The organism is Shewanella holmiensis (genome assembly GCF_025370255.1).
Classification (GTDB): Bacteria; Pseudomonadota; Gammaproteobacteria; order Enterobacterales; family Shewanellaceae; genus Shewanella; species Shewanella holmiensis.
Genome location: NZ_JAMTCD010000006.1, coordinates 23081 through 45776, shown reverse-complemented (window position 1 = coordinate 45776; position 22696 = coordinate 23081). Strand labels below are relative to the sequence as shown.

Genomic DNA, 22696 nt, shown 5'->3' with positions numbered 1-22696 from the left:
GATTAATCAATCAACAAGATTTAACACTCTACAATGTTTACCGCAAGGCCACCTTTAGCGGTTTCTTTATACTTACTGCGCATGTCTTTGCCTGTGTCCATCATGGTTTTGATCACTTTATCGAGTGACACCTTATGGTTACCGTCTCCGCGTAATGCCATACGTGAAGCATTAATGGCTTTGACTGCGCCCATAGCGTTACGCTCAATACAAGGCACTTGAACTAGGCCGCCAACAGGATCGCAAGTTAAACCTAAGTTATGTTCCATGCCAATTTCTGCGGCATTTTCTACATGCTCGACTGTGCCGCCCATAATCTCAGTGAGCGCTCCCGCAGCCATAGAACAGGCCACGCCAACTTCACCTTGGCAACCGACCTCTGCACCTGAAATTGAGGCATTTTTCTTGTACAAAATACCAATAGCTGCAGCGGTGAGTAAGTAGCGACTGCAAACATCGATATCCACTTCTTGCACGAACATATCGTAGTAACATAAAACGGCTGGAATAATTCCTGCTGCCCCGTTGGTTGGCGCCGTAACTACGCGATCGCCTGCTGCATTTTGCTCATTGACAGACAGGGCGAATAAATCAACCCAATCCATGGCCGTTAATGGATCGGTGTTATTGCGTCCTTCTGCTTTTAAACGGCGGTGTAAAGAAGGCGCGCGGCGACGTAGTTTAAGTCCACCGGGCAAAATACCTTCTTTTTGATAACCACGTTCGACGCAGGTTTTCATGGTTTGCCAAATATTCCATAGGCCTTGCTTAACTTCATCTTCGGTTGCGATGCTAAGTTCATTGGCCATCATCAACGATGAAATACTTAAGCCATTTTCGCAGCAAAGTTCTAGTAGCTGCGCGGCACTATGAAAATCAAAAGGAGCTTGTTTAATCGGTGTTGCAGGTGATGCGTTGCGCTGAGTAATTTCATCTTCATCAAGAATAAAACCACCACCGACCGAATAATAGGTGCGTTGATAAATGATTTCGCCTTTAGACAATGCATACAGTGTCATGGCATTGGCATGGGCAGGTAACGTTTTGCGGCGATGATAAGTGACACCATCTTCACGGGTAAATTTAACATAGCGGCCATCGGCTAACTTTAGCTGTTGATCCTTAGAAGCGGCTTCTAAAATGGCATCAATGGTATCGGTATCAACGGTTTCTGGATCTTCACCCATTAACCCTAAAATAACGGCTTTTCCGGTACCATGACCTTTACCGGTTTGACCTAAAGAACCAAATAATTCGGATTGAAGTTCATCGGTACTGTCTAGCAGGTTTTGTTCTGCTAATTTGTCCATAAAGATTTTACCGGCTTTCATTGGTCCGACGGTGTGGGAGCTTGATGGGCCGATGCCAATTTTGAACATGTCAAAAACGCTGATCATAATATGTAGCCTTTATTAGGTCGTTTATTGTTTTAGTTATTTGAGAGTATTATCATCGCTCAACTAAATATATCGATTCACTGTCGCTGAGTGATTTCACTATAGACGATCGTGAACTGATTTGTTTTACATCTCACAAACGTAAGACAATGAGCTGCTTTGTGTTGAAATACTCAGTTCTTTTAAGAGTATCCCACAGTTTTTAATTGTACTGTTCATTAGTTTTTTTTATGCATTTATTTCAGATTAGCCTGACTTATACATCAATGGTTTTAGGCTAAAAAATTAGAGGTAGTCGATTGAGCTATTTAATGATGGATCTTGCGGGATTAACGGTATCAGATCTCGAAGCGGTACAACTTCAACATCCCCAAGTAGGAGGGATAATCCTTTTTAGCCGCAATTTTTCTAATAAAGACCAGTTAGTTGATCTAGTTAAACAGGTTCGAGGCATTAGGCCTGAGCTACTTATCGCCGTGGATCATGAAGGTGGGCGAGTACAAAGATTCAAAGATGGCTTCACTCATATTCCTGCAATGGGCGATATTTTACCTGCCGCAAATGGCGACATTACATTAGCAAAACTGTGGGCTAAAGAGTGTGGTTTTTTGATGGCGGTAGAATTACTTGCTTGTGATATTGACCTAAGCTTTGCACCAGTCTTAGATGTAAATGGTATAAGTGAAGTGATAGGTAAACGCAGTTTTAGTCCTAATCCTGATGAAGTGACCACTTTAGCGGCGGCGTTTATTAGCGGTATGGAAGACGCCGGTATGGCCGCGGTAGGCAAGCATTTCCCTGGTCATGGCAGTGTGGCGGCTGATTCGCATATTGCGATGCCAGTAGACAGTCGAAGCCAAGCCGAAATTGAAGCCTTTGATATGCAGCCATTTGTCAGTTTGATCTCAAAAGAGCAATTAAATGGTGTTATGCCAGCCCATGTTATCTACGATAAAGTAGATCCAAATCCTGCTGGATTTTCACGTTACTGGTTGCAAGATGTTTTACGTCAGCGTTTAGGTTTTAAAGGGGTTATTTTTTCAGATGACTTAGGGATGAAAGGCGCCAGTTTTGCTGGTGACTATTTAGGTCGTGCCCAAGCGGCACTGAATGCGGGCTGCGATATGATATTAGTCTGTAATGATCCCGTTGGCGTTGACGCATTATTGGCGCAGTTTGTTTGGCCAACTACGCCACCCGTAGCAAATGCCATGAGTTTAAAACCTCAGCCATTAACCGTGGTGAATGCCTTAGAACAGCAAGCACGCTGGCTTAAAGCGATTGAAACGGCCAAGCTCATTCATCAGTCAGTTTAATGCTTGTTATGGACGTTTAACTTCAAAATGGAATAATAAATATTTACCAAACAGTCACTTGTCTTGTTAGCTGCATTTAATTAACGTGCAATAGGCCAGCTATGAATGTGTTGATGTGCTTTGTTTTCAAAAACGAATGATAAGTTTGCTACGAGATTAGCTAAATTGATTGAATTCATCTTATTGAGCAGATCTCAACCCACGTTGGGGTTATTTAGTTTGTGAGCGGTTTTTAATCTGAAGTATTGGATATTCTTTTACTTGAGCCGTTTTAACCTCTTTATAAAGGCTTTTGATTCGTACTGACAGTAACATTAACAGCTAAACTAGTGCTAAAAGTGAGTGTTTTGTTTGTTTTTACAGCATTTGGCAAGGCAAAAAAGGCTAAAGATGGCAAAAAACGAACTGTCGTGATACAAATTGATACAGCTAGCATTTGAAATGCGATTCGAGTGCTATCTTTAATGTCATATTTTTACTGTTTTATGCAATTTTTGCAGGCGGCTATCTTTGATAGCCGCTTTTTTATTCCCTCAATAAAATGCCAAATAAGAACGTGGTTTTGTAGTATTAATCATTATTGTTTCAATTACGGCAATGGAATTTACGTATAAAAAAACCGGAGAATGCCCCCGGTTTCATTTTCAACTACTTGTTCACTTTACTGAGAATAAGGTTGGATCACACCTGATTGAATCGCTTGTGATGGCTCAGATTGTGGCAGGCTTTGCGGTGTTGGCTCACCTAAATCAATCGGTTTTACCATGGTGGGTTGAGGCATTTTTCTGATTTGCATCACAATACCCATTTGCGGGTGATCAAAATAATGGATTTCACCGCTACGAACGCGACGATTTTGGGTTAAAGGGATCGCCTGTAGAAAAGGCTGCATGGTCTTTTCAATTTGGGTATTCACTGCATCGAATTGATTAAACTCACTGCGATTAGACTCAACAAGCTTTTGTGTCGGCTTACGCAATGCTAAGTTATTTTCGATATATAAATAGTGACTTAAGTAAATGTTGATTGTGCCATCAAGCTCCCATACGGGGTTAACTTGCTCGGTTTGCATCATATTACCTAACGTTGAATAATCACTCATTGATAATTGATTCGAAGGGGCATTATTACTTTGGTTGCTAACTTGCTGCCCGTGGTAGTCAAATTGCTTAGAATAATCTTTACCACCAAAAATACGCACTGCTTTGGCGTAACGTTTTGATTGCATATTTTGCTGCCAGGTTAAATGCACAATCGGCTTTACGTTACGTTCGCGGTTAACGGTTCTGATAATGTCTTTAAATCGGCTTTGGCTTTGCGCTAATAGCACTGGGCCTTGGTTCAAGTACGCCTGTTGCGGACTTGATGCAGCAACTTCAACGGGAACCTGACTTGGATGACTGCGAACCGTGCTACTGGTTAACGGATCATTACAATCTGGGGTTAATTCAGTAGACCAATCATTCGAGGTGCAACCGCTTAAGCCTGCGGCTACGCCAGTGATGTCGGTGCTGATCAACGGCGTGATAAAGTCGATTGCACGATCATTAATTTGTGGCGCAGGAGTGTTGATCCATTGCTCTAATGATTGGCTGTCACGCTCAAATATAAACACTTCTACTTCAAACCAAGAATCCGCCTTGGCTTGAACTGACATAGACAGCGCACCAAGCGCTGTCATTGCTATCACTATTTTACGAAGCACTATTGCTCTCCAGTTTGATGTTTAGCAAGCTGTTCAAGTAAGGTTTTTAACAATCCGAGTCGCTCTTTACTTGTTTCAGCTGGAATGGTGAACTTTAACTTATTTGGCCCATCCATTCGATAGATTTGTGGCTGCTTTTGCAATAAATCGATGATAAACATGGGATCGACTTTATGTTGTGGCCCAAATTCAATGCTGCCACCTTTTGCATGCATCTCAATTCGCTGTAATCCCAGCTCGGTTGCTTGATGTTTGTATAAGGTGATATCCATTAAATTACGGGTGGGGTCGGGCAGCATCCCGAAACGATCGATAAACTCTACTTTTAGTTCATCAATCATTCGTTCAGAATCGCAATTAGCAATACGTTTGTACAATGACAAACGCATATTAACGTCACTGACATAATCTTCAGGTAGCAAGGCCGCAATACGCAAATCTATGTCGCAAATGGCATTCATCATGTAAGCCAATGATGGCTCTTTACCTTCTTTGAGCGCTTTAACCGCTGACTCTAACATCTCCATATACAGGCTAAAGCCGATTTTACTGATGTGTCCGCTTTGCTCATCACCAAGTAATTCACCGGCACCGCGAATTTCAAGATCCTGGGTGGCAAGTAAAAAACCTGCGCCTAAATCTTCCAGAGCATCGATGGCCTCTAGCCGTTTGCGTGCATCTGCTGTCATGCGTTTGGGATGCGGCGTCATCATATAGGCGTATGCCTGATGATGCGAACGACCCACTCGACCACGTAACTGATGCAACTGGGCAAGACCAAACATATCAGCGCGGTGGATTAAAATGGTGTTTGCGCTGGGCACGTCAATACCGGTTTCAATGATGGTAGTACATACCAACACGTTAAACCTTTGGTGATAAAAGTCTGACATGACTTTTTCTAAATCACGTTCGCGCATTTGTCCATGCGCCGTTACTACACGCGCCTCAGGGATAATGTCACGAATTTCTTGAGCAGCTTTTTCAATGGTCTCAACGTTATTATGTAAGTAATACACCTGACCACCACGTAAAATCTCTCGTAATATCGCTTCTCTTACTGTGGCAATATCGTACTCACGCACAAAGGTTTTAACTGCTAAACGTTTGGCGGGTGGCGTGGCAATAATCGATAAGTCACGCATACCAGACATAGCCATATTCAAGGTGCGCGGAATAGGTGTAGCGGTTAAGGTGAGAATATCGACATTGGCCCGCAGGGCTTTGATTTTTTCTTTTTGGCGGACACCAAATCGATGCTCTTCATCGATAATTAATAAACCGAGATTGTCAAAATTTGCTTCAGCGGTCAGAAGTTTGTGGGTGCCAATGACAATATCCACTTTTCCTTCGCCTAACGCTTCAACAACTTGGCTTTGTTCTTTGGCGCTTTTAAAACGCGACATGACTTCTATCACAATCGGCCAATCAGCAAAACGGTCCTTAAAGTTTTCATAATGTTGTTGAGCCAGCAGGGTGGTGGGTACCAATACCACAACCTGCTTGCCCGCATTGACGGCCACAAAAGCGGCGCGCATGGCAACTTCAGTTTTACCAAAGCCAACATCACCACAGACTAATCTGTCCATCGCCATAGGCGCTTGTAAATCGGCTAACACAGCATGAATAGCGCTTTCTTGATCGACGGTTTCTTCAAACGGAAAACCTTGGGCAAAAACGGCGTATTCATCTTCGTCCAGAGATAACGCTTCACCGGGTCTAGACTGGCGACGGGCGTAGACATCTAATAACTCGGCGGCGACATCACGAATGCGCTCGATGGCTTTTTTCTTTGCTTTGGCCCAGGTTTCATTACCCAATTTATTCAGTTGGGTATTGTCATCATTGCCAACACTGTAGCGGCTGATAAGATGCAATGACGACACGGGGACATATAATTTATCTCCGCCGGCATATTCTAATTTTAAGTATTCTGCAACCAAGCCGCCGGTATCAAGGGTTTCTAACCCTTGGTAAAGCGCAACGCCGTGCTCTAAATGCACTATGGGTTGACCCACTTTTAATTCGGCGAGGTTTTTGACTAAAACATCAGAACTGACTTGTTTTTGTTTTTCACGGCGGCGTTGCTGTGAAATGCGATGGCCGAACAGTTCAGTTTCACAAATGATACTGACTTTACCTTTCGCACCCAGTTCTAGCTCACAGCCTCGTGATAATGGCGATACGATTAAGCCAATAAATTCTTTAGCACTGATGTAATCATCAATATGTTTGAATAATTTTGGTTTTATGCCGATTTTTCCCAGCAACTCTACCAGTGCTTCACGGCGACCTTCAGATTCTGCCACAAATAACATTTGCGGTTGCTTTTGGCTGTAATCCTGTAATGCCTGCATAGGCTGTTTAAGCTTATGGTTGGCATTGATGTCACCAATCGGTTTCGCTTTTACCATTTGGGCCGTTTTAGGCACTAATTCAGTATCTTGTTGGCCATCAGCCGTGACAATAGTCTGAATAAACTGACTGCGCGGCATCGGTTTAAAAGCTGCAAACAATTGCTCTGTTAATAAATACAGCTCTTTAGGCTCAAGTAATGGCCGGAGTGGATCAACGCGGCGATCTTCATAGCGGGTATGCACTTCGTTTAAGTGTTGCTCACAGGCTTTTTCTATATCACCTAGGGTAATAAGCTGGGTTTGCTCCGGTAAATAATCAAATAACGAGGCACTGTCATCAAAAAATAATGGCAAATAATTTTCAATACCTGCGGGCATGAGATTACGGCTAACCAGTTGATAAACTGACTCGGCTTCTTTTGATATCACTTCAAAACGCCGACGATAGCGCAATCTAAACCCTTCAATAGCAGCGCTATCTGTTGGGAATTCCTTAGCAGGCAACATGCGTATATGTTCAAGAGCCATGCCTGAACGTTGGGTATCAACATCAAAAAAGCGGATTGATTCAACCTCGTCATCGAATAATTCAATGCGTAAAGGTTGTTTTGAGCCCGTTGGGAAAATATCAATAATTGAACCACGGATAGCGAACTCACCATGCTCATACACTTGATCAACAATGTGGTAGCCAGTGTCGGTAAGATGTTGACGTACTTGATCAAGGCTATAAATATCGCCTTTTTTCAAAATCATCACGTTAGCGGTTAAAAATGACTTGGGCGGCAAACGCACCATCAAGGTATTCACCGGCACAATGACCACGTTATGGGTGCTTTGACTGATTTGGGCTAATGATTCTAGACGCTGTGAAATCAGGTCTTGATGCGGCGAAAAACTGTCATAGGGCAAGGTTTCACGATCGGGGAATAAACACACATTTACCGATGAATTTGCCAATAAATAACTTAACTCGGCTTCTAATGCCAGTGCACTTGGTGTGTCGTGGGTAACGACCAAACTGGTGCCTGAATGTTGGTTAATTAAGTTTGCCACTGTCAGCGCTTGGGAAACTCCGCCAAGCGTAGCTAAAATTTGCTGATGTTGGCCTTTTTTGACACTTGGCGGGGCAGTTACACTAAATTGCTTCATGAAATTGATTAACTTGTATTAAGAGAACTTACAGATTGTCATTACGTTGTTGCTTACGCAGTTTAAGCATTTTTTGTTGAACATTTAAGCTAGCTTTCACTAGTTGTTCGATATCTTCATCTAAAATTTGTGTATAGGCGAGTTCGATATGCCATGACGGCGCTGCTGATACGTCCGGTGCGACTGTTTCTACATTGACCTGTTTAGCGGCGGTGACTTCACACATGCACAATACAGCCACGACTTCTGCGTGAAGATAAATATGGCAACTAAAAATAGATCCCACTTCAATTGGGGTGTCAGACACAATACTTAAGCCGCTGCCACCAAATTGAAGCCCTTGGTACTGTTGACCCGTTTGGGTTTCTTTTTCCAATACATGCTGTAGTACTAAATCGACTTTACGTGATTGAAGTTTTAAAAACTCAACAATCGATTTGGTTTCACTCTCTAGCTGACGTATTTGCATTAAACAGTTAGCTTCAAGCGCTTTCACCTCTGATAATAGTTTCAAACCAGTCGATTGCATTTGACGTAATTGGTTATCGTCAGGGATCGGGCGCTGTTTATCCCAAGCATTAAGATACACATTAAACTGGTGAGGCACGCTAAAATAAGAATTGCTATCGTTTATCAAGGTTTGCCTCTTTATTTATCAAACTAATACCCCTATTATCGTGCCCAACTTGATGGTTTAGCAAGTCATAAGCTTTTATGGCCAGTTTTAGCATAGTTTTTGGCTCAGCGATAACCAATATACGCCCGAAATACGGCAGTGGATGACAAATTTTATATGAATTTTGGATTTTCTTTTTTTGTGGGGTATCGCTATTGGCGCGCACGTAAAGCCAATGCCTTTGCTTCATTTATTACCTTGTTTGCTGTGTCGGGCATTTTTTTAGGCGTGGCGGCGTTGATTGTCGTCAGTTCTGTGATGAATGGTCTTGAAGGCCAACTTAAAAACCGAATTTTAGGGGCTGTACCACAACTGACGTTAATTAGTGATACAGGCTTTGACGACTGGCAAACAAGTGTTTTAGCCGTTAAAAAGGATAAGCGTTTACAACATGACATTATGGGCATTGTGCCTAGCGCGACCACTCAGGGTATGTTGCAATCCAGTTCAAATATTGCAGCGGCTCAGGTGTTGGGGGTGTTCCCAGAACTAGAGCAGGGTTTATCCAGTATTATTTCCCATACCTATTCCAGCGCGTTTGATGCATTGACGCCAGGAAGTTATGCCATTGTATTAGGCAGTGAATTGGCCAGAAAACTGGGGGTTAAAGCCGATGATGAAATTCGTATTTTAAGTGGTGATGGGGTTGTTTATTCACCGCTAGGGCCAGTGCCGAGCCAACGTAAATTTAAGGTGGCGGGTGTGTTTGAGATGGGGGCTCAGGTCGACGCGACTGTTGCTTATGTACATTATCAAGATGCGCGTCGGTTAATGCGCCAAGACCCTGAGGTGATTGCCGAATTACGAGTATATCTGAACGATCCCTTTAATGTTGCCAGCATCACGCCGTTAATAACCGATAGTTTAAGTGAACAGGGCGTAGCAGTTACAAGCCGTGATTGGCGCGCTGATTTTGGCCATCTATTTGCTGCCGTGAAGATGGAAAAGAATATGATGTCATTGATGCTCAGTTTAATTGTCGCGGTGGCGGCGTTTAATATTGTCTCGGCACTAGTGATGATGGTAGTAGATAAAACCACTGACGTTGCAGTATTAAAAACCCAAGGCCTGACGACTGCCGCTGTAATGAACATTTTTATTGTGCAAGGCTCACTTAATGCGGTGCTTGGCTTAGTCATAGGCACTTTAACCGGTATTGTGCTTACGCTTAATTTGAATGAAATTTTAACCACGTTAGGGATATCTATTCTAGGCGCAGGTCAAACGCTTCCGGTGCAATTATCACTCACACAATTAACTGTGATTGTGGTTGGCACCTTATTTATTACCCTGATTGCCACCATTTATCCAGCGTTGCGCGCCGCGCAGGTTCAACCCGCTACTGCATTGAGATACGAATAATGACACAGACCAAACAAGTATTACTGCAAGTTAATCATGTCAGTAAACATTATCACGACGGCGAAGTGACGACCCATGTGCTAAAAGATGTCAATCTTGAGGTTTACAAAGGAGAGCAGTTAGCGATTGTGGGCAGCTCTGGTTCAGGTAAAAGTACTTTACTGCATTTGATGGGCACCTTAGATACCCCAAGTGACGGGAAGGTGTTACTTGATGGTGCAGATATTTACCAATTATCTGCGGCTAAGCAAGCCAAATTGCGAAATGAAGACTTAGGGTTTATTTATCAATTCCACCATCTTCTGCCGGAGTTCAGTGCTATTGAAAATGTGGCGATGCCGGCTTTTATTCAAGGGAAGGATAAGCAGCAATCTTTGCAAAACGCCAAAGTGTTGCTAGAACGCGTTGGACTTGGCCACAGACTGCAACATATCCCGGCGCAATTATCGGGTGGTGAACGACAGCGCGTTGCCATTGCCAGAGCGTTAATCAATCAACCTAAGTTAGTGTTGGCTGATGAACCAACAGGTAACTTAGACGCCACCAGCGGTGAAACCGTTTATCAATTGATCCGTGAATTAGCTCAGCAGTTTGGAACGGCCTTTGTGGTGGTCACCCATGACCATAAACTGGCAGCCAAAATGGACAGACAATTAACCATGAAAGACGGTGTGCTACAGGTGGCAGCAGGTAACATTAATGAGTAAATGGTTACCTTTTTTAATCGGTTGGCGTTTTTATCGCGCAAGGCAAAATAATGGCTTTATTGGTTTTATTTCATTTGCATCGACAGCGGGCATTGCTTTAGGCGTCGCTGTGCTGATTATCGTGTTATCGGCAATGAATGGTTTTGAAAAAGAACTGCAAAACCGTTTGCTTGGGGTGATTTCCCATGGTGAGTTGGTCGGCGTGAATGAACCTATTCATGATTGGTTTACCATTGCTGAAACCGCTAAAAATATCCCGCAAATTACCGGTGTCGCACCTTTTGTGCGTTTACAAGGACTGGTACAAAAGCCCGGTGGTTTTCAAGGTATTGTTGTGAACGGTATCGATACTGATTATGAACAGCAAGTATCAAGCATTGCGCAATATATGAATGACAGTGCCTGGCAGTCTTTGCAAGGTAATGACAATCATATTGTTCTGGGGCGCAGTTTATTAAATAAATTGCAATTAAAGGTTGGCGATACGCTGGCAATGTATACCCCTGATGCGAACAATAATCGCTTAAGTGCCGCTAAAAGCCATCGGTTTTTGGTCAGTGGTGTGTATGATTTAGGCGGTGAAATTGAAGCTTCACAAGCGTATGTGCCGCTAAAGTATTTAAGCGACTTACTCAATCTTGGCACTGGTGTTAGCGGAGTGCGTTTGCAAGTTGATAATGTGTTTAACGCGCCAGGTGTTACCCGTGATTTAGGTTACGCTCAGGAGCAATACTTATATTTAAATGACTGGACGCGCTCTCAAGGCCATTTATATCAAGATATTCAACTCGTTAGAATGGTAATGTATTTAGTGTTAGCGCTAGTGATCGCTGTGGCATGTTTCAATATTGTGTCTACTTTGGTGATGGCGGTACGTGATAAAGCGTCTGAAATTGCGATTTTAATGACGATGGGATTAAAGCGTTCAGCCATCATGACCATATTTATTATGCAAGGCGGATTAAATGGCCTTTTAGGTTGCAGTTTAGGCGGTGCAATCGGGGTGTTAGTCGCGCTGAAATTGAGCAGTATTGCCAAAGGCGTTGAAACACTTTTGGGAATTCAGTTATTAGATTCAGATATCTACTTTATTGATTTTCTGCCATCACAATTACAAATGCACGATGTGGTTTTTGTGATTGTATTAGGCTTGGTGATGAGTTTAATTGCAACAGTTTACCCAGCTTGGAAGGCAACCAAAATTGCCCCAGCTGCTGCGTTAGCCGGTCGGTAAATTGCAATGCTAATTCAGGACATACGGTGATGACCACTAAAACGCAATTATCATCACCCGTGCTGCAATCAGAACGCTTTGTCATTCGTGCTTTTAACGAAGACGATTTAATGGCTTTTGCAGCTTATCGAAATGATCCTAATGTGGCTAAATATCAAAGTTGGACCCATTACAGTCTAGAGGATGCTAAGCAGCTTTTACAGCAAACGGATTACTGTCAATTTGCTCAAGCTGGCAAATGGTATCAAATGGCTATTTGCGATAAACGCACAGATACCCTCCTTGGCGATATAGCATTGCATTTTATTGATGAAGACCAGATTGAAGTCGGTTTTACTGTTGCACCTTTGAATCAAAAGCAAGCGGTAGCCTCTGAGGCACTTTACTGTGTTCTCAAATACTTATTTGATACGCTAGGACGTCATAGAGTGCTAGCTATTACAGATTGTTTAAATATAGCCAGTATTGCGCTGTTAGAAAAAGTGGGGTTTCGCCGTGAAGGTCACTTTATTCAACATGTGCTGTTTAAAGGGAACTGGTGCGATGAATATCAATACGCACTGCTAGCCAGTGAATTTAACTCGATCCGTGAACCTAACTAGAGTGCTTCATGTCCTGTCACCAGTGTGAAGAATCCATTTTCATCCAAAAGCTGGGGCGTTGCTTTCGTTGTATGGCACAACTTAGCTTGTTATCAGTTTTCTGCTGGCCGCTATGGTGGTGGTTTTACGCTGAACAACCTAAAACTGTTGAGTCAATTGCGTTACTGTTTTTCTGTGTGGCTTTTAGTGGCTTGTTGTTACTGCATCTAGTGTTTTGGCTGTTTTATCGAATCAGAAATCGTGCTAACACTCAGCATAAATGAGTGTTTTAGCAGATTAAACTGAACATATTAGACATGATTAGTCGGTATGTAGAAGCTAAACATCAAGGTGGAGATGTGAAGTGCGCTTATAAAGGCAGACCTAAACCTCAATTAAGGTTAATTAATTTAGAGATTTAGATGATATGAACTATTTTCTTTTTTGCCATTTAAATAATACTGAATATTTCCATAAGCTATTAATCACCAAATAACCTACTGCAGCAGACACGATACCTAATACAAAACATCCTAGTAAAAATGGTGGCCCTATCGTAGACAATGATGCTTCTATCCATTGCCAACTAGGTTCAAATTCAAAATGCTGACTTTCTTGCCCCAGTAATTTAGAACCCAACAAATAGGCAATGTAAAACATAAAAGGCATGGTTACAGGATTGGTAATCCAGACTAGGGCGACTGCAACCGGAATATTCACATTGAACATGATTGCTAAGCCTGCTGCTGCAACCATTTGAAATGGCATCGGCATCCAACCAACAAACAGGCCCACTGCAAATGCTCCAGGTGCTGATTTGCGATTCAGTAACCATAGATTAGGTTTATCTAATAGTTTGCCGAACACACGCAAATATTTATGCTTTTGCAGTGTTTTAGGATCCGGCATAAATTTTTGTATGAATTTTTTTGGCATCTTAGTTGATTACTGTCTTTACTAGTATCTTATGAATCGATTTGTTTTCGGCTTTTGCATCAGCTGCCTGAGTGCATTACTTTGGCCTGTTATGCCACCTATATGGTGTTTGGCCCTCATACTGCTTTTGGCTTTTGTTTGCCTGATTAAAGCACCGCTGTTAAGTGGTGCTACTTTTGCCGTTTTTTGGATAAGCATCTATTTCTATTCGTTAGACTTTCAACCAAGCTATACACTGCAAAACAAAGTTACATTTACCGGTGAGATAATATCACTAGTTAATGGTGACCGCGACTGGATAAGTCTGGATGTACGTGTAATTGAACCTAAATTAACCAATATTAATCTATCTCAAGGCATAAATGGGTTACCAAGAGACAGAATATATCGACTAACTTGGCAGAAGCCGCCCTCAATTACTGTAGGCCAAGTTTGGCTATTTGAAAATACACGACTTAAGCCTATCACCAGCGTTGCTAATCAAGGGGGATTTAACCAACAGCGGTATTACATTCATCGCCATATCGTTGCCAAGGGGCAGGTTAAACAGGCCAGTTTAGTGTCTTATGAGCCATCAATAAGGCAAAAATGGTTATCGTCATTGTCGTTAGTCACCCCTAAATTAAACAATGGAGACTTACTACTGGCTTTATTATTTGGCGAAAAAAGTCAGATTTCAGATGTTCGCTGGCAGCAGTTAAGGCAAACGGGTACAGGACATTTAATCGCCATTTCAGGTTTGCATTTATCAGTGGTGTTTGGCTTGGTTTTTCTAGGATGCTTTAGTTTATTGACACGTGTTCGATTTGGGCAGTTTTTATTATCGAAAATACATTGTCAATTCGGCTTATTTCCTTTGTATGCATCACTCATGTTAGCAACATCAATGGCATGGGGGTATGCCTATTTAGCGGGTTATTCTGTATCAACACAACGCGCATTAATCATGCTGGTTTTATTGGTACTGCTGAGTTTATTGAAACAGCATCATTCTTTGTGGCAAAGATTAATGTATGCACTGGCGGGGGTATTACTATTTGATCCATTTGCAAACTTGAGTGCCGGATTTTGGTTATCATTTGTCGCCTTAGGCATTATTTTGCGTTTCATTGACCAGCACCAGCACCAGCACCAGCAGCAATTGACACAATCCCCTATTACATCAAGGGCTAATCGAATACAAAAAATGCTCGGTTATTGCCTGGATTTGTGGTCCATTCAATGGCGATTAGCCATAGGGCTTGGTGTGTTGCAAGCACTACTATTTGGAACATTATCTATTCATAGCATTTGGATCAACTTGCTGGTGGTGCCTTGGTTCAGTTTATTAGTGATACCAGTAGCAATGTTAAGCTTTGTTGTTTGGTCAATGTGGTACTTTTTGAGTGAGGTATTCAGTAGCACGCACATTGTGGATTTAGCTTCCGATACTTGGATATTTGCATTAGTTGATATCTTGTTAGTGCCATTTAGTGCATTACTGAATCAGTCAGATGACTTTCCAAGTAGTTTGATTGATGTCAGTGAAACTTGGATTGCTGCAAGTCTGTGTAGTTTGCTTGGTTTTGGCTTATTACTGACATTTCGTTGGTCGATATTTAATAATGCATTTCGAGCGAATCAAAGCATAAATGGGCGGATGCGTGGACTGAGTCAAAATGGCTTTATTCTCTGTCTGTTGACCTTGGTAATGAATCTTCCTCTTATGCAGCTTATGTTTACGGCTGTCACCGCAAATGATGTTAATCATTTTACAGGAAAAGCGCCCATAGGATTTAGTGAAACAACAAGTGTAACGCCAATCAATGACATCAGTTTGCATACCTTAGATGTCGCGCAGGGTAGTGCAATTGTTTTGCAGCAACAGAATAGGGCGTTGATATATGATAGCGGGGCCGCCTTTGGGGATTTTAGTTATGCCGAGCGGGTAATCATTCCATTTTTAAAAACGAGGGGGATCACGCAAATTGATTATATAGTGATCAGTCATCATGATAACGATCATAGCGGTGGTTTACCGGCATTAATTGCTGAATATCCTCACGCTGAACTAATCGCTGACGAGGGGGGGCTGTTATTCAATCAAGCTCGCGAAAATACACATGTAAAAGTCAGCAGTTGTCAGCCGGGTGTGCGGCAATGGGGGCGTGTTACAATTACGACTTTGGCAGATCATTTGCAGTCTAATAAAGACAATAATCGCTCATGTGTGATGATGTTAGCCATTAATCAGAACCCAAATATAAATTCGCACAATCCGCACAATCCCCATAAAGCAATAACAAAGGTATTACTGACTGGCGATATAGAAGCCGCAAGAGAACAAAGCTTGCTATATAATCAGCAAAATATTAATGCAGACATTTTATTTGTGCCGCACCATGGTAGCCGAACCTCATCTTCCTCAGCATTTATTGATGCTGTCTCTCCACAGTTAGCGATATTCAATGCCGGATTTAATAATCAATATGGATTTCCTAAAGAAGACATTATGGCCCGTTATCTTGATCGCGACATAGCCACGCTAGTCAGCGGTGAACAAGGTCAAATAAGCATAAAATTCAACTCAACTGATTACCATGTAAGCAGTTATCGACATGATATGGCCCCTTTTTGGTATAACCGATTGTTTAGATTTGGCCAGATAGTTAAAGCAGAGTAGAATGCTGTCCATGTTTGTTAGCAAAGAATGATATTAATGTCGTCTCACTCAGATAATGCTCACTCAGATAATGAAATGTGGAGCGTTTTTAAACGCTTGATGATTTATGTTTTACCCATGAAAGCTATGTTTATTATGGCCGTGCTGGGTTTACTCACCTATGGCGCAGTTGATGCCGCATTTATCGCTTTTATTAAACCCTTTATTGACCAAGGCTTCGGAGCTGCACCTGTGGTTGCGGGAGTTGAATTACCAACTCATGGTGGTTTTAATGCCAACACCGACATTATGATGATGGCGCCTTTTGTTGTTGTGGGCATGTTTACCCTCAGAGGACTTGCCAATTTTGTCTCTACCTACTGTGTTTCTTATATGAGCGCGCAGTTAATTATGGACATGCGTCAGCAGGTGTTTGAGCACTATTTACGTTTACCTGTGAGCTATATTGATCGCGAAAATAGCGGTAATTTAATTTCTCGAGTGACATTTGATACTGAACAAATCGCCAGAGCCTCAGGCAGTGCATTGATATCAATCGTACGCGATTCTATGACAGTCGTAGGCATGTTAGCGATCATGTTTTTCTACTCATGGAAATTATCATTGTGTATTTTAGTGATTGGTCCTTTGATGGGCATTGTTATCAGTATTGTCAGTAAACGTTTTCGTAAAGTATCAAAACAAATTCAATCAGCAATGGGCGGGGTTACTGCGACAACTGAGCAAATGATTAAAGGACATAAAAACGTCCTATCATTTGGCGGCCAAGAAACCGAAATGGCACGTTTTTTTGAAGTAAATGATAAAAACCGCCATCAAAATATGAAATTGGCGGTGGCGCAATCGGTTAGCCAGCCGGTAATTATGATTATTGGTTCATTCGCACTGGCTTTTGTACTATTCGCTGCCAGCTGGGAGAGCATGCAAACCGATTTAACCGCGGGTACCTTCACTGCAATTTTGGGTGCCATGATGGCAATGCTGCAACCGATTAAAAATTTAACCCGAGTCAATGCTGAATTCCAACGTGGTATTGCAGCTTGTACAACCGTGTTTGAATTACTCGACACGCCAGCAGAATCTGACACTGGCACCCATGAGGTGAACCGTGTACAAGGTCATTTACAATTTAAAGGGGTGAGCTTTAGTTATCCTGAGCAGGAAAAGCAAGCCTTAAACTTAATTGAGTTTGATGTTAAGCCGGGTAAAACGATTGCATTAGTCGGGCGTTCTGGTTCTGGTAAATCGACTATCGCCAATTTAATTACCCGTTTTTACGGTGGATTATCAAACGGTGATATTCTGCTTGATGACACTAGCATTTATGATTACAAATTAAAAAACCTGCGTAATCAGGTTGCTTTAGTGTCACAGCAGGTCACATTATTTAACGATACCATTGCCAATAATATTGCCTATGCTTACCCAGGCGAGGCAACGCGAGAGCAGATTATCAATGCCGCTGAATTAGCTTATGCGATGGAATTTATTAATACACTTCCTGAGGGATTAGACACCCAAGTGGGTGAAAATGGCGTGTTATTGTCTGGCGGACAACGTCAGCGTATTGCCATTGCGCGTGCTATGTTACGTGACGCTCCTGTGCTTATTTTAGATGAAGCGACTTCTGCATTAGATACCGAATCTGAAAAAGCGATTCAAAAAGGCTTAGATAATTTACGTCATAATCGTACTTCAGTGGTTATTGCCCACCGTCTTTCTACGATTGAATCTGCCGACGAAATTTTAGTTATCGACCAAGGTAAAGTGATTGAACGTGGTGTGCATAAAGAGTTAATTACTCAGGATGGCGTATACGCTAGCTTGTATCAGATGCAGTTTGGCAGCTAATGCAAAACTGGATTAACCAAGTTTGGTATCAAGGGCATTGGGCAAAATGGTTTTTATTGCCCTTGTCAGCACTTTTTTGGCTGATAAGTTTTATCCGGCGCGCTTTATTTAGCTTAGGGCTTAAATCAACTCATACCTTGCCGGTGCCTGTTGTGGTGGTGGGTAATATAACCGCCGGTGGTAGCGGGAAAACCCCAACCGTGATTTATTTGATTAATCTATTACGGGCTAATGGCTTGAAACCGGGGGTTGTCAGCCGTGGATATGGTGGCAAGATTGACGGTGTCGCCAGTGTCACGCCGTTAAGTTTAGCTGCCGATGTGGGTGACGAGCCGTTAATGATTGTTACCCGAACCCATGTGCCTATGGTCGTTGGCAGTCAACGCGTGTTAGCGGCAAAAAAACTACTGGCCGATTTTGATGTTGATGTGATCATTTGTGATGATGGTTTACAGCATTATGCCCTTGGTCGAGATATTGAAATTGCATTAGTAGACGGTGGACGTCGTTACGGCAATGAGTGTTTATTGCCAGCGGGTCCATTAAGAGAAGGGCTTTGGCGATTAAATACCATTGATTGGATCATCAATAATGGTGGTCCGGTTGCTTCGGTTAATTCTGACAACTTGACTGAACATCTAATGCAGCTTAACCCTGCGCCCGTATGTCAGGTTCAGTCTTTAAATAGTGTCTTACTACCACCCGAAGACACAGACGCTCAATTAGCATTGCAACAAGCACCGATAACAGCAATGGCTGGCATTGGCAATCCGCAACGATTTTTTGACAGCTTAGCTGAGCAGGGATACCAACTTAAACAAGTTGTCGCCTTTGCCGATCATCAGGCATATGACAAACATCAGTTGATTGCGTTATCTCGAGACACACCTTTGTTAATGACAGAAAAAGATGCGGTTAAATGTCGCGATTTTGCATTACCGAACTGGTGGTATTTGCCAGTAAATGCGAAGCTAAGTACAGAATTTGACACCCAGTTTATGAGTCGAATGACTCAACTTATCCAACTTAAGAAGGAAATTTAAATGGCTTTTGATAAAAAGTTACTTGATATTGTCGCGTGTCCTGTGTGTAAAGGTAAACTGGAGTTTGACAAGGAAGCACAACAGTTGATCTGTAAACTTGATAAAATTGCTTACCCGATTAATGATGGTATTCCAGTGTTACTTGAAAATCGTGCGATTCCTTTAGTCGCTCAAGATTAATCATTAGCCGCTCAAGATTAAGCTTTAATCGCTAAAGATTAACCGCTAGCCGTTTAAAGATTAACTGTTAGTTGTTAAAGATTAATCATGGCAACGAGATAAAATTAAAATTTACCTTGGTTAATACGACATAAAATAAAAAGGCTGTAATTATTCGATTACAGCCTTTTTTATTTCATTCTGCGTCGTTATTTCACACGCATACCCGGTTGAGCACCTTCATGTGGCTCAAGGATCCAAAGGTCTTTACCGCCAGGACCTGCGGCTAATACCATGCCTTCTGACATACCAAAGCGCATTTTACGTGGCGCAAGGTTGGCGACCATCACAGTTAACTTACCGACTAAATCTTCAGGTGAGTAGGCAGATTTGATACCTGCAAAGACTTGTTTGGTTTCACCACCAAGATCAAGCTCTAATTTTAGCAGTTTGTTCGCTTCAGGGACATGCTCAGCTTTCGCGATACGCGCAATACGTAAATCCAATTTAGCAAAATCGTCAAACTCAATTGTATCACTGATAGGATCATCTTCTAACGGATTGCCGCTAGAAGGCTTCACATCTGCTTTGTCGGTCTTTTTACTCTTGGTTTCAACCTGTGTTTGGGTAACTTGCAGATTGTCTTTAGAGGCATCTACCATGGCGGCCACTTTCTCTAAATCAACACGTTGCATCATGGCTTTAAATGGTACTATCTCATGGCCAGTCATATCCATGTTTAAGCTATTCCATGTCAGCTCAATTTGTAAGAATGCTTCAACATCTTGACTTAAACGAGGCAGCACAGGCTTCAAATAAGTCACAAGAATACGGAATAGGTTCAATGCTATAGAGCACACCTGATGGGCTTGTTCTTGTTGATCTTCTTGTTTGATAAGTTGCCAAGGTGCTTGATCAGCAACAAAACCGTTCGCGATGTCAGCAAGAGCCATAATTTCACGCATGGCTTTGCCGTATTCACGGGTTTCGTAAAACTCTGCAATCTGATCCTGTTTAGCTAAAAACGTTTCAGCAAGGCTGTTGTCGGCAATTTTGGCTAACTTGCCATCAAAACGTTTGCTAATAAAGCCAGCTGTTCGAGAAGCGAGGTTAACTAACTTGCCGACTAAATCAGAGTTTACACGTTGTGCAAAATCCTCAAGATTTAAATCCAAATCATCAATACGGCTGCTGAGTTTTGCCGCGTAGTAATAACGCAAAAATTCAGGGTCTAAGTTATCTAAATAAGTACGCGCCTTGATAAAAGTGCCTTTTGATTTAGACATTTTGGCACCGTTAACGGTGACATAGCCATGAGCGTAAACACTTGTTGGCTTACGGTAATTCGCGCCGTGTAACATTGCTGGCCAAAATAAACTGTGGAAATAGACAATGTCTTTACCAATGAAGTGATAAACTTCTGCAGTAGAGTCTTTTGCCCAAAACTCATCAAAACTGACATTAGGGTTTTTATCGCAAAAGTTTTTGAATGAACCCATATAGCCAATAGGCGCATCTAACCAAACGTAAAAATACTTGCCGGGCGCATCTGGAATTTCGAAACCGAAATACGGTGCATCGCGTGAAATATCCCACTGTTGTAAGCCTTGTTCAAACCATTCACTCAGTTTATTGGCCATTTCTTGCTGAAGCGAACCTGAGTTAATCCACTCTTGTAACATGCCCTCAAATGCTGGCAAGTCAAAGAAAAAATGCTCACTGTCTTTCATAATCGGCGTGGCACCTGATACTGCTGACTTAGGATTGATTAAATCAGTAGGACTGTAGGTTGCGCCACAGCTATCGCAGTTATCACCATACTGTTCTTCAGACTTACATTTAGGGCAAGTGCCTTTTACAAATCGGTCTGGTAAAAACATGGATTTTTCAGGGTCAAATAACTGTGAAATCGTTTTTGATTTAATATAGCCACCTTCGCGCAACTTAAGGTAAATGTCGCTTGCTAGCTCACGGTTTTCTGGGCTATGTGTGCTGTGAAAATTATCAAATTGAATATTAAAGTCAGCAAAGTCCTGTTCATGTTCTTTTTGAACTTGAGCAATCATTTCTTCCGGAGCAATCCCAAGTTGCTGTGCTTTTAACATAATAGGTGTGCCGTGAGCATCGTCGGCACAAATATAGTGACACTCATGACCGCGCAGCTTTTGATAGCGAGACCAGATATCAGTTTGAATGTATTCAAGCATGTGGCCTAAATGGATAGGACCATTGGCATAAGGAAGGGCACTGGTAACCAGTATTTTACGCTGTGATTGGGTCATTTTTTCTCAACATCGAATTTCGCTAAAAATATTGCCCAGATACTAACTGAAAAAAGCAATATTTTCACCAAAACATGCATGAAAATATCCCAATTAGTCACTAAATTTTTGTGAAGTTCTGATACACTTGCAGAAATTTGTCTACGGGAGTCATGCTTTTGTCTATTTCCTATCCTGATTATCAACTTGATGCTCAATTATTAACCCCAGTGTTAGCTATTTTAGATGCGCATCAAGATCCTTATTTAAAGCAAGGCTTAGTTGCCGCTGGGTGTGTGGTTAAATTAGCCATTGAAGGCAAACGACTGTTACTTGGATTAGTGTATCCCTATCCTTGTATGACTCAATACCGCGATACCGTCATGGCGATTACTAACAAGCTTGCGGTTTTAGATGCGATTGATGAAGTCGAATGTGAAATTGATTTTCAGCCAAGAGTATACTCAGCGATTACTTCAGTTGCGCCGATTGCCAACGTCAAGCAAGTTATCGCGATAGCTTCTGGTAAAGGTGGCGTTGGTAAATCAACGACTGCGGTAAATTTAGCGTTAGCGCTTAAAGCAGAAGGGGCTGAAGTGGGGATCTTAGATGCCGACATTTATGGTCCCTCTATTCCATTGATGCTAGGGATCCCAAACTTTAGACCGCAATCACCTGACGGTAAGATGATGACTGCGGCATCAGCCCATGGCATATCAGCACAATCAATCGGTTTTATGCTGGGCGATGGCGAAGCTGCTGTGTGGCGTGGTCCTATGGCGGCAGGCGCACTGGTTCAATTACTGAATGAAACTCAATGGCCTGAATTAGACTATTTGATTATCGATATGCCTCCTGGAACCGGCGATATTCAGCTTACATTGTCACAAAAGTTTCCGGTGAGCGGCGCAGTGATTGTTACAACACCGCAAGATATTGCTTTAGCTGATGCGCAAAAGGGCATCACGATGTTCAATAAAGTACAAATTCCTGTGTTAGGGATTGTTGAGAACATGAGTTTCCATTTATGTCCAGAATGTGGCCATAAAGAACACCCATTTGGTACTCACGGTGGCAGTAAAATTGCTGAACGTTATAACGTTCCTTTATTAGGAGCATTACCACTGAATATCAATATTCGTGAGTCAATGGATAATGGCGCGCCTAGCGTAGTCAAAGAGCCAGATTCGGAAGTGTCAGGTATCTACCGTGAAATAGCCCGTAAATTAGGTGCACAACTAGCACTACAACAAGTTAAATCAACCGTATCAATCAGTATATCGGACGACGAGTAAGC

17 protein-coding genes are annotated in these 22696 nt (G+C 42.2%); 11 read left to right on the top strand and 6 right to left on the bottom strand.

From position 1 onward, the window contains the following. Positions 1-20 precede the first annotated feature (20 nt). On the bottom strand, positions 21-1397 hold the full coding sequence (locus tag NE535_RS06375; RefSeq protein WP_261297832.1) for an L-serine ammonia-lyase: 1377 nt from the start codon (positions 1395-1397) through the stop codon (positions 21-23). A gap of 299 nt (positions 1398-1696) precedes the next feature. On the opposite strand from NE535_RS06375, the gene nagZ reads away from it, so the two are divergent. Beyond that, a complete protein-coding gene (gene nagZ / locus NE535_RS06370) occupies positions 1697-2713 on the top strand; it encodes a beta-N-acetylhexosaminidase (protein WP_261297831.1) in 1017 nt (338 codons plus the stop codon). Positions 2714-3374: 661 nt separating this feature from the next. Here nagZ and NE535_RS06365 read toward each other — a convergent pair. The 3 genes from NE535_RS06365 to NE535_RS06355 are packed head-to-tail and all read right to left on the bottom strand — an operon-like array spanning position 3375 to position 8564. Continuing rightward, positions 3375-4418 (bottom strand): peptidoglycan binding protein CsiV, encoded by a 1044-nt coding sequence (locus tag NE535_RS06365; protein ID WP_261297830.1) that lies wholly within the window; start codon positions 4416-4418, stop codon positions 3375-3377. Then, positions 4418-7927 (bottom strand): transcription-repair coupling factor, encoded by a 3510-nt coding sequence (mfd, locus tag NE535_RS06360; protein ID WP_261297829.1) that lies wholly within the window; start codon positions 7925-7927, stop codon positions 4418-4420. The genes NE535_RS06365 and mfd overlap by 1 nt, the downstream gene beginning before the upstream one ends. Before the next feature lie 28 nt (positions 7928-7955). Continuing rightward, on the bottom strand, positions 7956-8564 hold the full coding sequence (locus tag NE535_RS06355; protein ID WP_261297828.1) for a hypothetical protein: 609 nt from the start codon (positions 8562-8564) through the stop codon (positions 7956-7958). 156 nt (positions 8565-8720) lie between these two features. On the opposite strand from NE535_RS06355, the gene NE535_RS06350 reads away from it, so the two are divergent. Genes NE535_RS06350 through NE535_RS06330 form a run of 5 tightly spaced genes read left to right on the top strand, consistent with a single transcriptional unit; the run spans position 8721 to position 12771 of the window. Continuing rightward, complete coding sequence (locus tag NE535_RS06350) at positions 8721-9965, top strand: lipoprotein-releasing ABC transporter permease subunit (protein WP_261297827.1); 1245 nt, start codon at positions 8721-8723, stop codon at positions 9963-9965. After that, positions 9965-10672: a lipoprotein-releasing ABC transporter ATP-binding protein LolD gene (gene lolD / locus NE535_RS06345; RefSeq protein WP_261297826.1), complete on the top strand. Its 708-nt coding sequence runs from the start codon at positions 9965-9967 to the stop codon at positions 10670-10672. The genes NE535_RS06350 and lolD overlap by 1 nt, the downstream gene beginning before the upstream one ends. Then, positions 10665-11906, top strand: coding sequence for a lipoprotein-releasing ABC transporter permease subunit LolE (lolE, locus tag NE535_RS06340; protein ID WP_261297825.1), 1242 nt, complete (start codon positions 10665-10667; stop codon positions 11904-11906). Before lolD ends, lolE begins: the two co-directional genes overlap by 8 nt. A 29-nt stretch (positions 11907-11935) precedes the next feature. Next, the gene (locus NE535_RS06335) at positions 11936-12508 is read left to right on the top strand and encodes a GNAT family N-acetyltransferase (RefSeq protein WP_261297824.1); all 573 of its coding nucleotides are present in this window, start codon (positions 11936-11938) and stop codon (positions 12506-12508) included. Between the two features lie 8 nt (positions 12509-12516). After that, positions 12517-12771 carry a DUF3624 domain-containing protein gene (locus NE535_RS06330; RefSeq protein ID WP_261297823.1) on the top strand — a complete coding sequence of 85 codons (255 nt, stop codon included), beginning with the start codon at positions 12517-12519 and terminating at the stop codon, positions 12769-12771. A gap of 148 nt (positions 12772-12919) precedes the next feature. Here NE535_RS06330 and NE535_RS06325 read toward each other — a convergent pair whose 3' ends face one another. Next, positions 12920-13423, bottom strand: coding sequence for a DUF2062 domain-containing protein (locus NE535_RS06325; RefSeq protein ID WP_261297822.1), 504 nt, complete (start codon positions 13421-13423; stop codon positions 12920-12922). A gap of 31 nt (positions 13424-13454) precedes the next feature. Here NE535_RS06325 and NE535_RS06320 point away from each other — a divergent pair, with 31 nt between their 5' ends. Genes NE535_RS06320 through NE535_RS06305 form a run of 4 tightly spaced genes read left to right on the top strand, consistent with a single transcriptional unit; the run spans position 13455 to position 19159 of the window. Continuing rightward, positions 13455-16085, top strand: coding sequence for a DNA internalization-related competence protein ComEC/Rec2 (locus NE535_RS06320; protein ID WP_342454494.1), 2631 nt, complete (start codon positions 13455-13457; stop codon positions 16083-16085). A 36-nt stretch (positions 16086-16121) separates the two neighbouring features. Then, positions 16122-17936 carry a lipid A export permease/ATP-binding protein MsbA gene (gene msbA / locus NE535_RS06315; RefSeq protein WP_261297820.1) on the top strand — a complete coding sequence of 605 codons (1815 nt, stop codon included), beginning with the start codon at positions 16122-16124 and terminating at the stop codon, positions 17934-17936. After that, entirely contained in the window at positions 17936-18979 is a 1044-nt protein-coding gene (lpxK, locus tag NE535_RS06310) for a tetraacyldisaccharide 4'-kinase (RefSeq protein WP_261297819.1), read from the top strand. Before msbA ends, lpxK begins: the two co-directional genes overlap by 1 nt. Then, a complete protein-coding gene (locus NE535_RS06305; RefSeq protein ID WP_261297818.1) occupies positions 18980-19159 on the top strand; it encodes a Trm112 family protein in 180 nt (59 codons plus the stop codon). It abuts the gene before it with no gap. Positions 19160-19347: 188 nt separating this feature from the next. On the opposite strand, the gene metG is transcribed toward NE535_RS06305, so the two are convergent. Beyond that, positions 19348-21420 (bottom strand): methionine--tRNA ligase, encoded by a 2073-nt coding sequence (gene metG, locus NE535_RS06300; RefSeq protein ID WP_261297817.1) that lies wholly within the window; start codon positions 21418-21420, stop codon positions 19348-19350. Between the two features lie 152 nt (positions 21421-21572). On the opposite strand from metG, the gene apbC reads away from it, so the two are divergent. Beyond that, positions 21573-22694, top strand: a complete 1122-nt coding sequence (gene apbC / locus NE535_RS06295) for an iron-sulfur cluster carrier protein ApbC (protein WP_425347444.1) — start codon at positions 21573-21575, stop codon at positions 22692-22694. Positions 22695-22696 lie beyond the last annotated feature (2 nt).

What these genes read in the sequence shown, in the direction of transcription:
- NE535_RS06305 (WP_261297818.1), top strand. Translation starts at nt 18,980, where the DNA reads ATGGCTTTTGATAAAAAGTTACTTGATATTGTCGCGTGTCCTGTGTGT.
- NE535_RS06330 (WP_261297823.1), top strand. Translation starts at nt 12,517, where the DNA reads ATGTCCTGTCACCAGTGTGAAGAATCCATTTTCATCCAAAAGCTGGGG.
- NE535_RS06325 (WP_261297822.1), bottom strand. Translation starts at nt 13,423, where the DNA reads ATGCCAAAAAAATTCATACAAAAATTTATGCCGGATCCTAAAACACTG.
- mfd (WP_261297829.1), bottom strand. Translation starts at nt 7,927, where the DNA reads ATGAAGCAATTTAGTGTAACTGCCCCGCCAAGTGTCAAAAAAGGCCAA.
- NE535_RS06350 (WP_261297827.1), top strand. Translation starts at nt 8,721, where the DNA reads ATGAATTTTGGATTTTCTTTTTTTGTGGGGTATCGCTATTGGCGCGCA.
- NE535_RS06375 (WP_261297832.1), bottom strand. Translation starts at nt 1,397, where the DNA reads ATGATCAGCGTTTTTGACATGTTCAAAATTGGCATCGGCCCATCAAGC.
- apbC (WP_425347444.1), top strand. Translation starts at nt 21,573, where the DNA reads ATGCTTTTGTCTATTTCCTATCCTGATTATCAACTTGATGCTCAATTA.
- lpxK (WP_261297819.1), top strand. Translation starts at nt 17,936, where the DNA reads ATGCAAAACTGGATTAACCAAGTTTGGTATCAAGGGCATTGGGCAAAA.
- metG (WP_261297817.1), bottom strand. Translation starts at nt 21,420, where the DNA reads ATGACCCAATCACAGCGTAAAATACTGGTTACCAGTGCCCTTCCTTAT.
- lolE (WP_261297825.1), top strand. Translation starts at nt 10,665, where the DNA reads ATGAGTAAATGGTTACCTTTTTTAATCGGTTGGCGTTTTTATCGCGCA.
- msbA (WP_261297820.1), top strand. Translation starts at nt 16,122, where the DNA reads ATGTCGTCTCACTCAGATAATGCTCACTCAGATAATGAAATGTGGAGC.
- lolD (WP_261297826.1), top strand. Translation starts at nt 9,965, where the DNA reads ATGACACAGACCAAACAAGTATTACTGCAAGTTAATCATGTCAGTAAA.
- NE535_RS06320 (WP_342454494.1), top strand. Translation starts at nt 13,455, where the DNA reads ATGAATCGATTTGTTTTCGGCTTTTGCATCAGCTGCCTGAGTGCATTA.
- NE535_RS06335 (WP_261297824.1), top strand. Translation starts at nt 11,936, where the DNA reads ATGACCACTAAAACGCAATTATCATCACCCGTGCTGCAATCAGAACGC.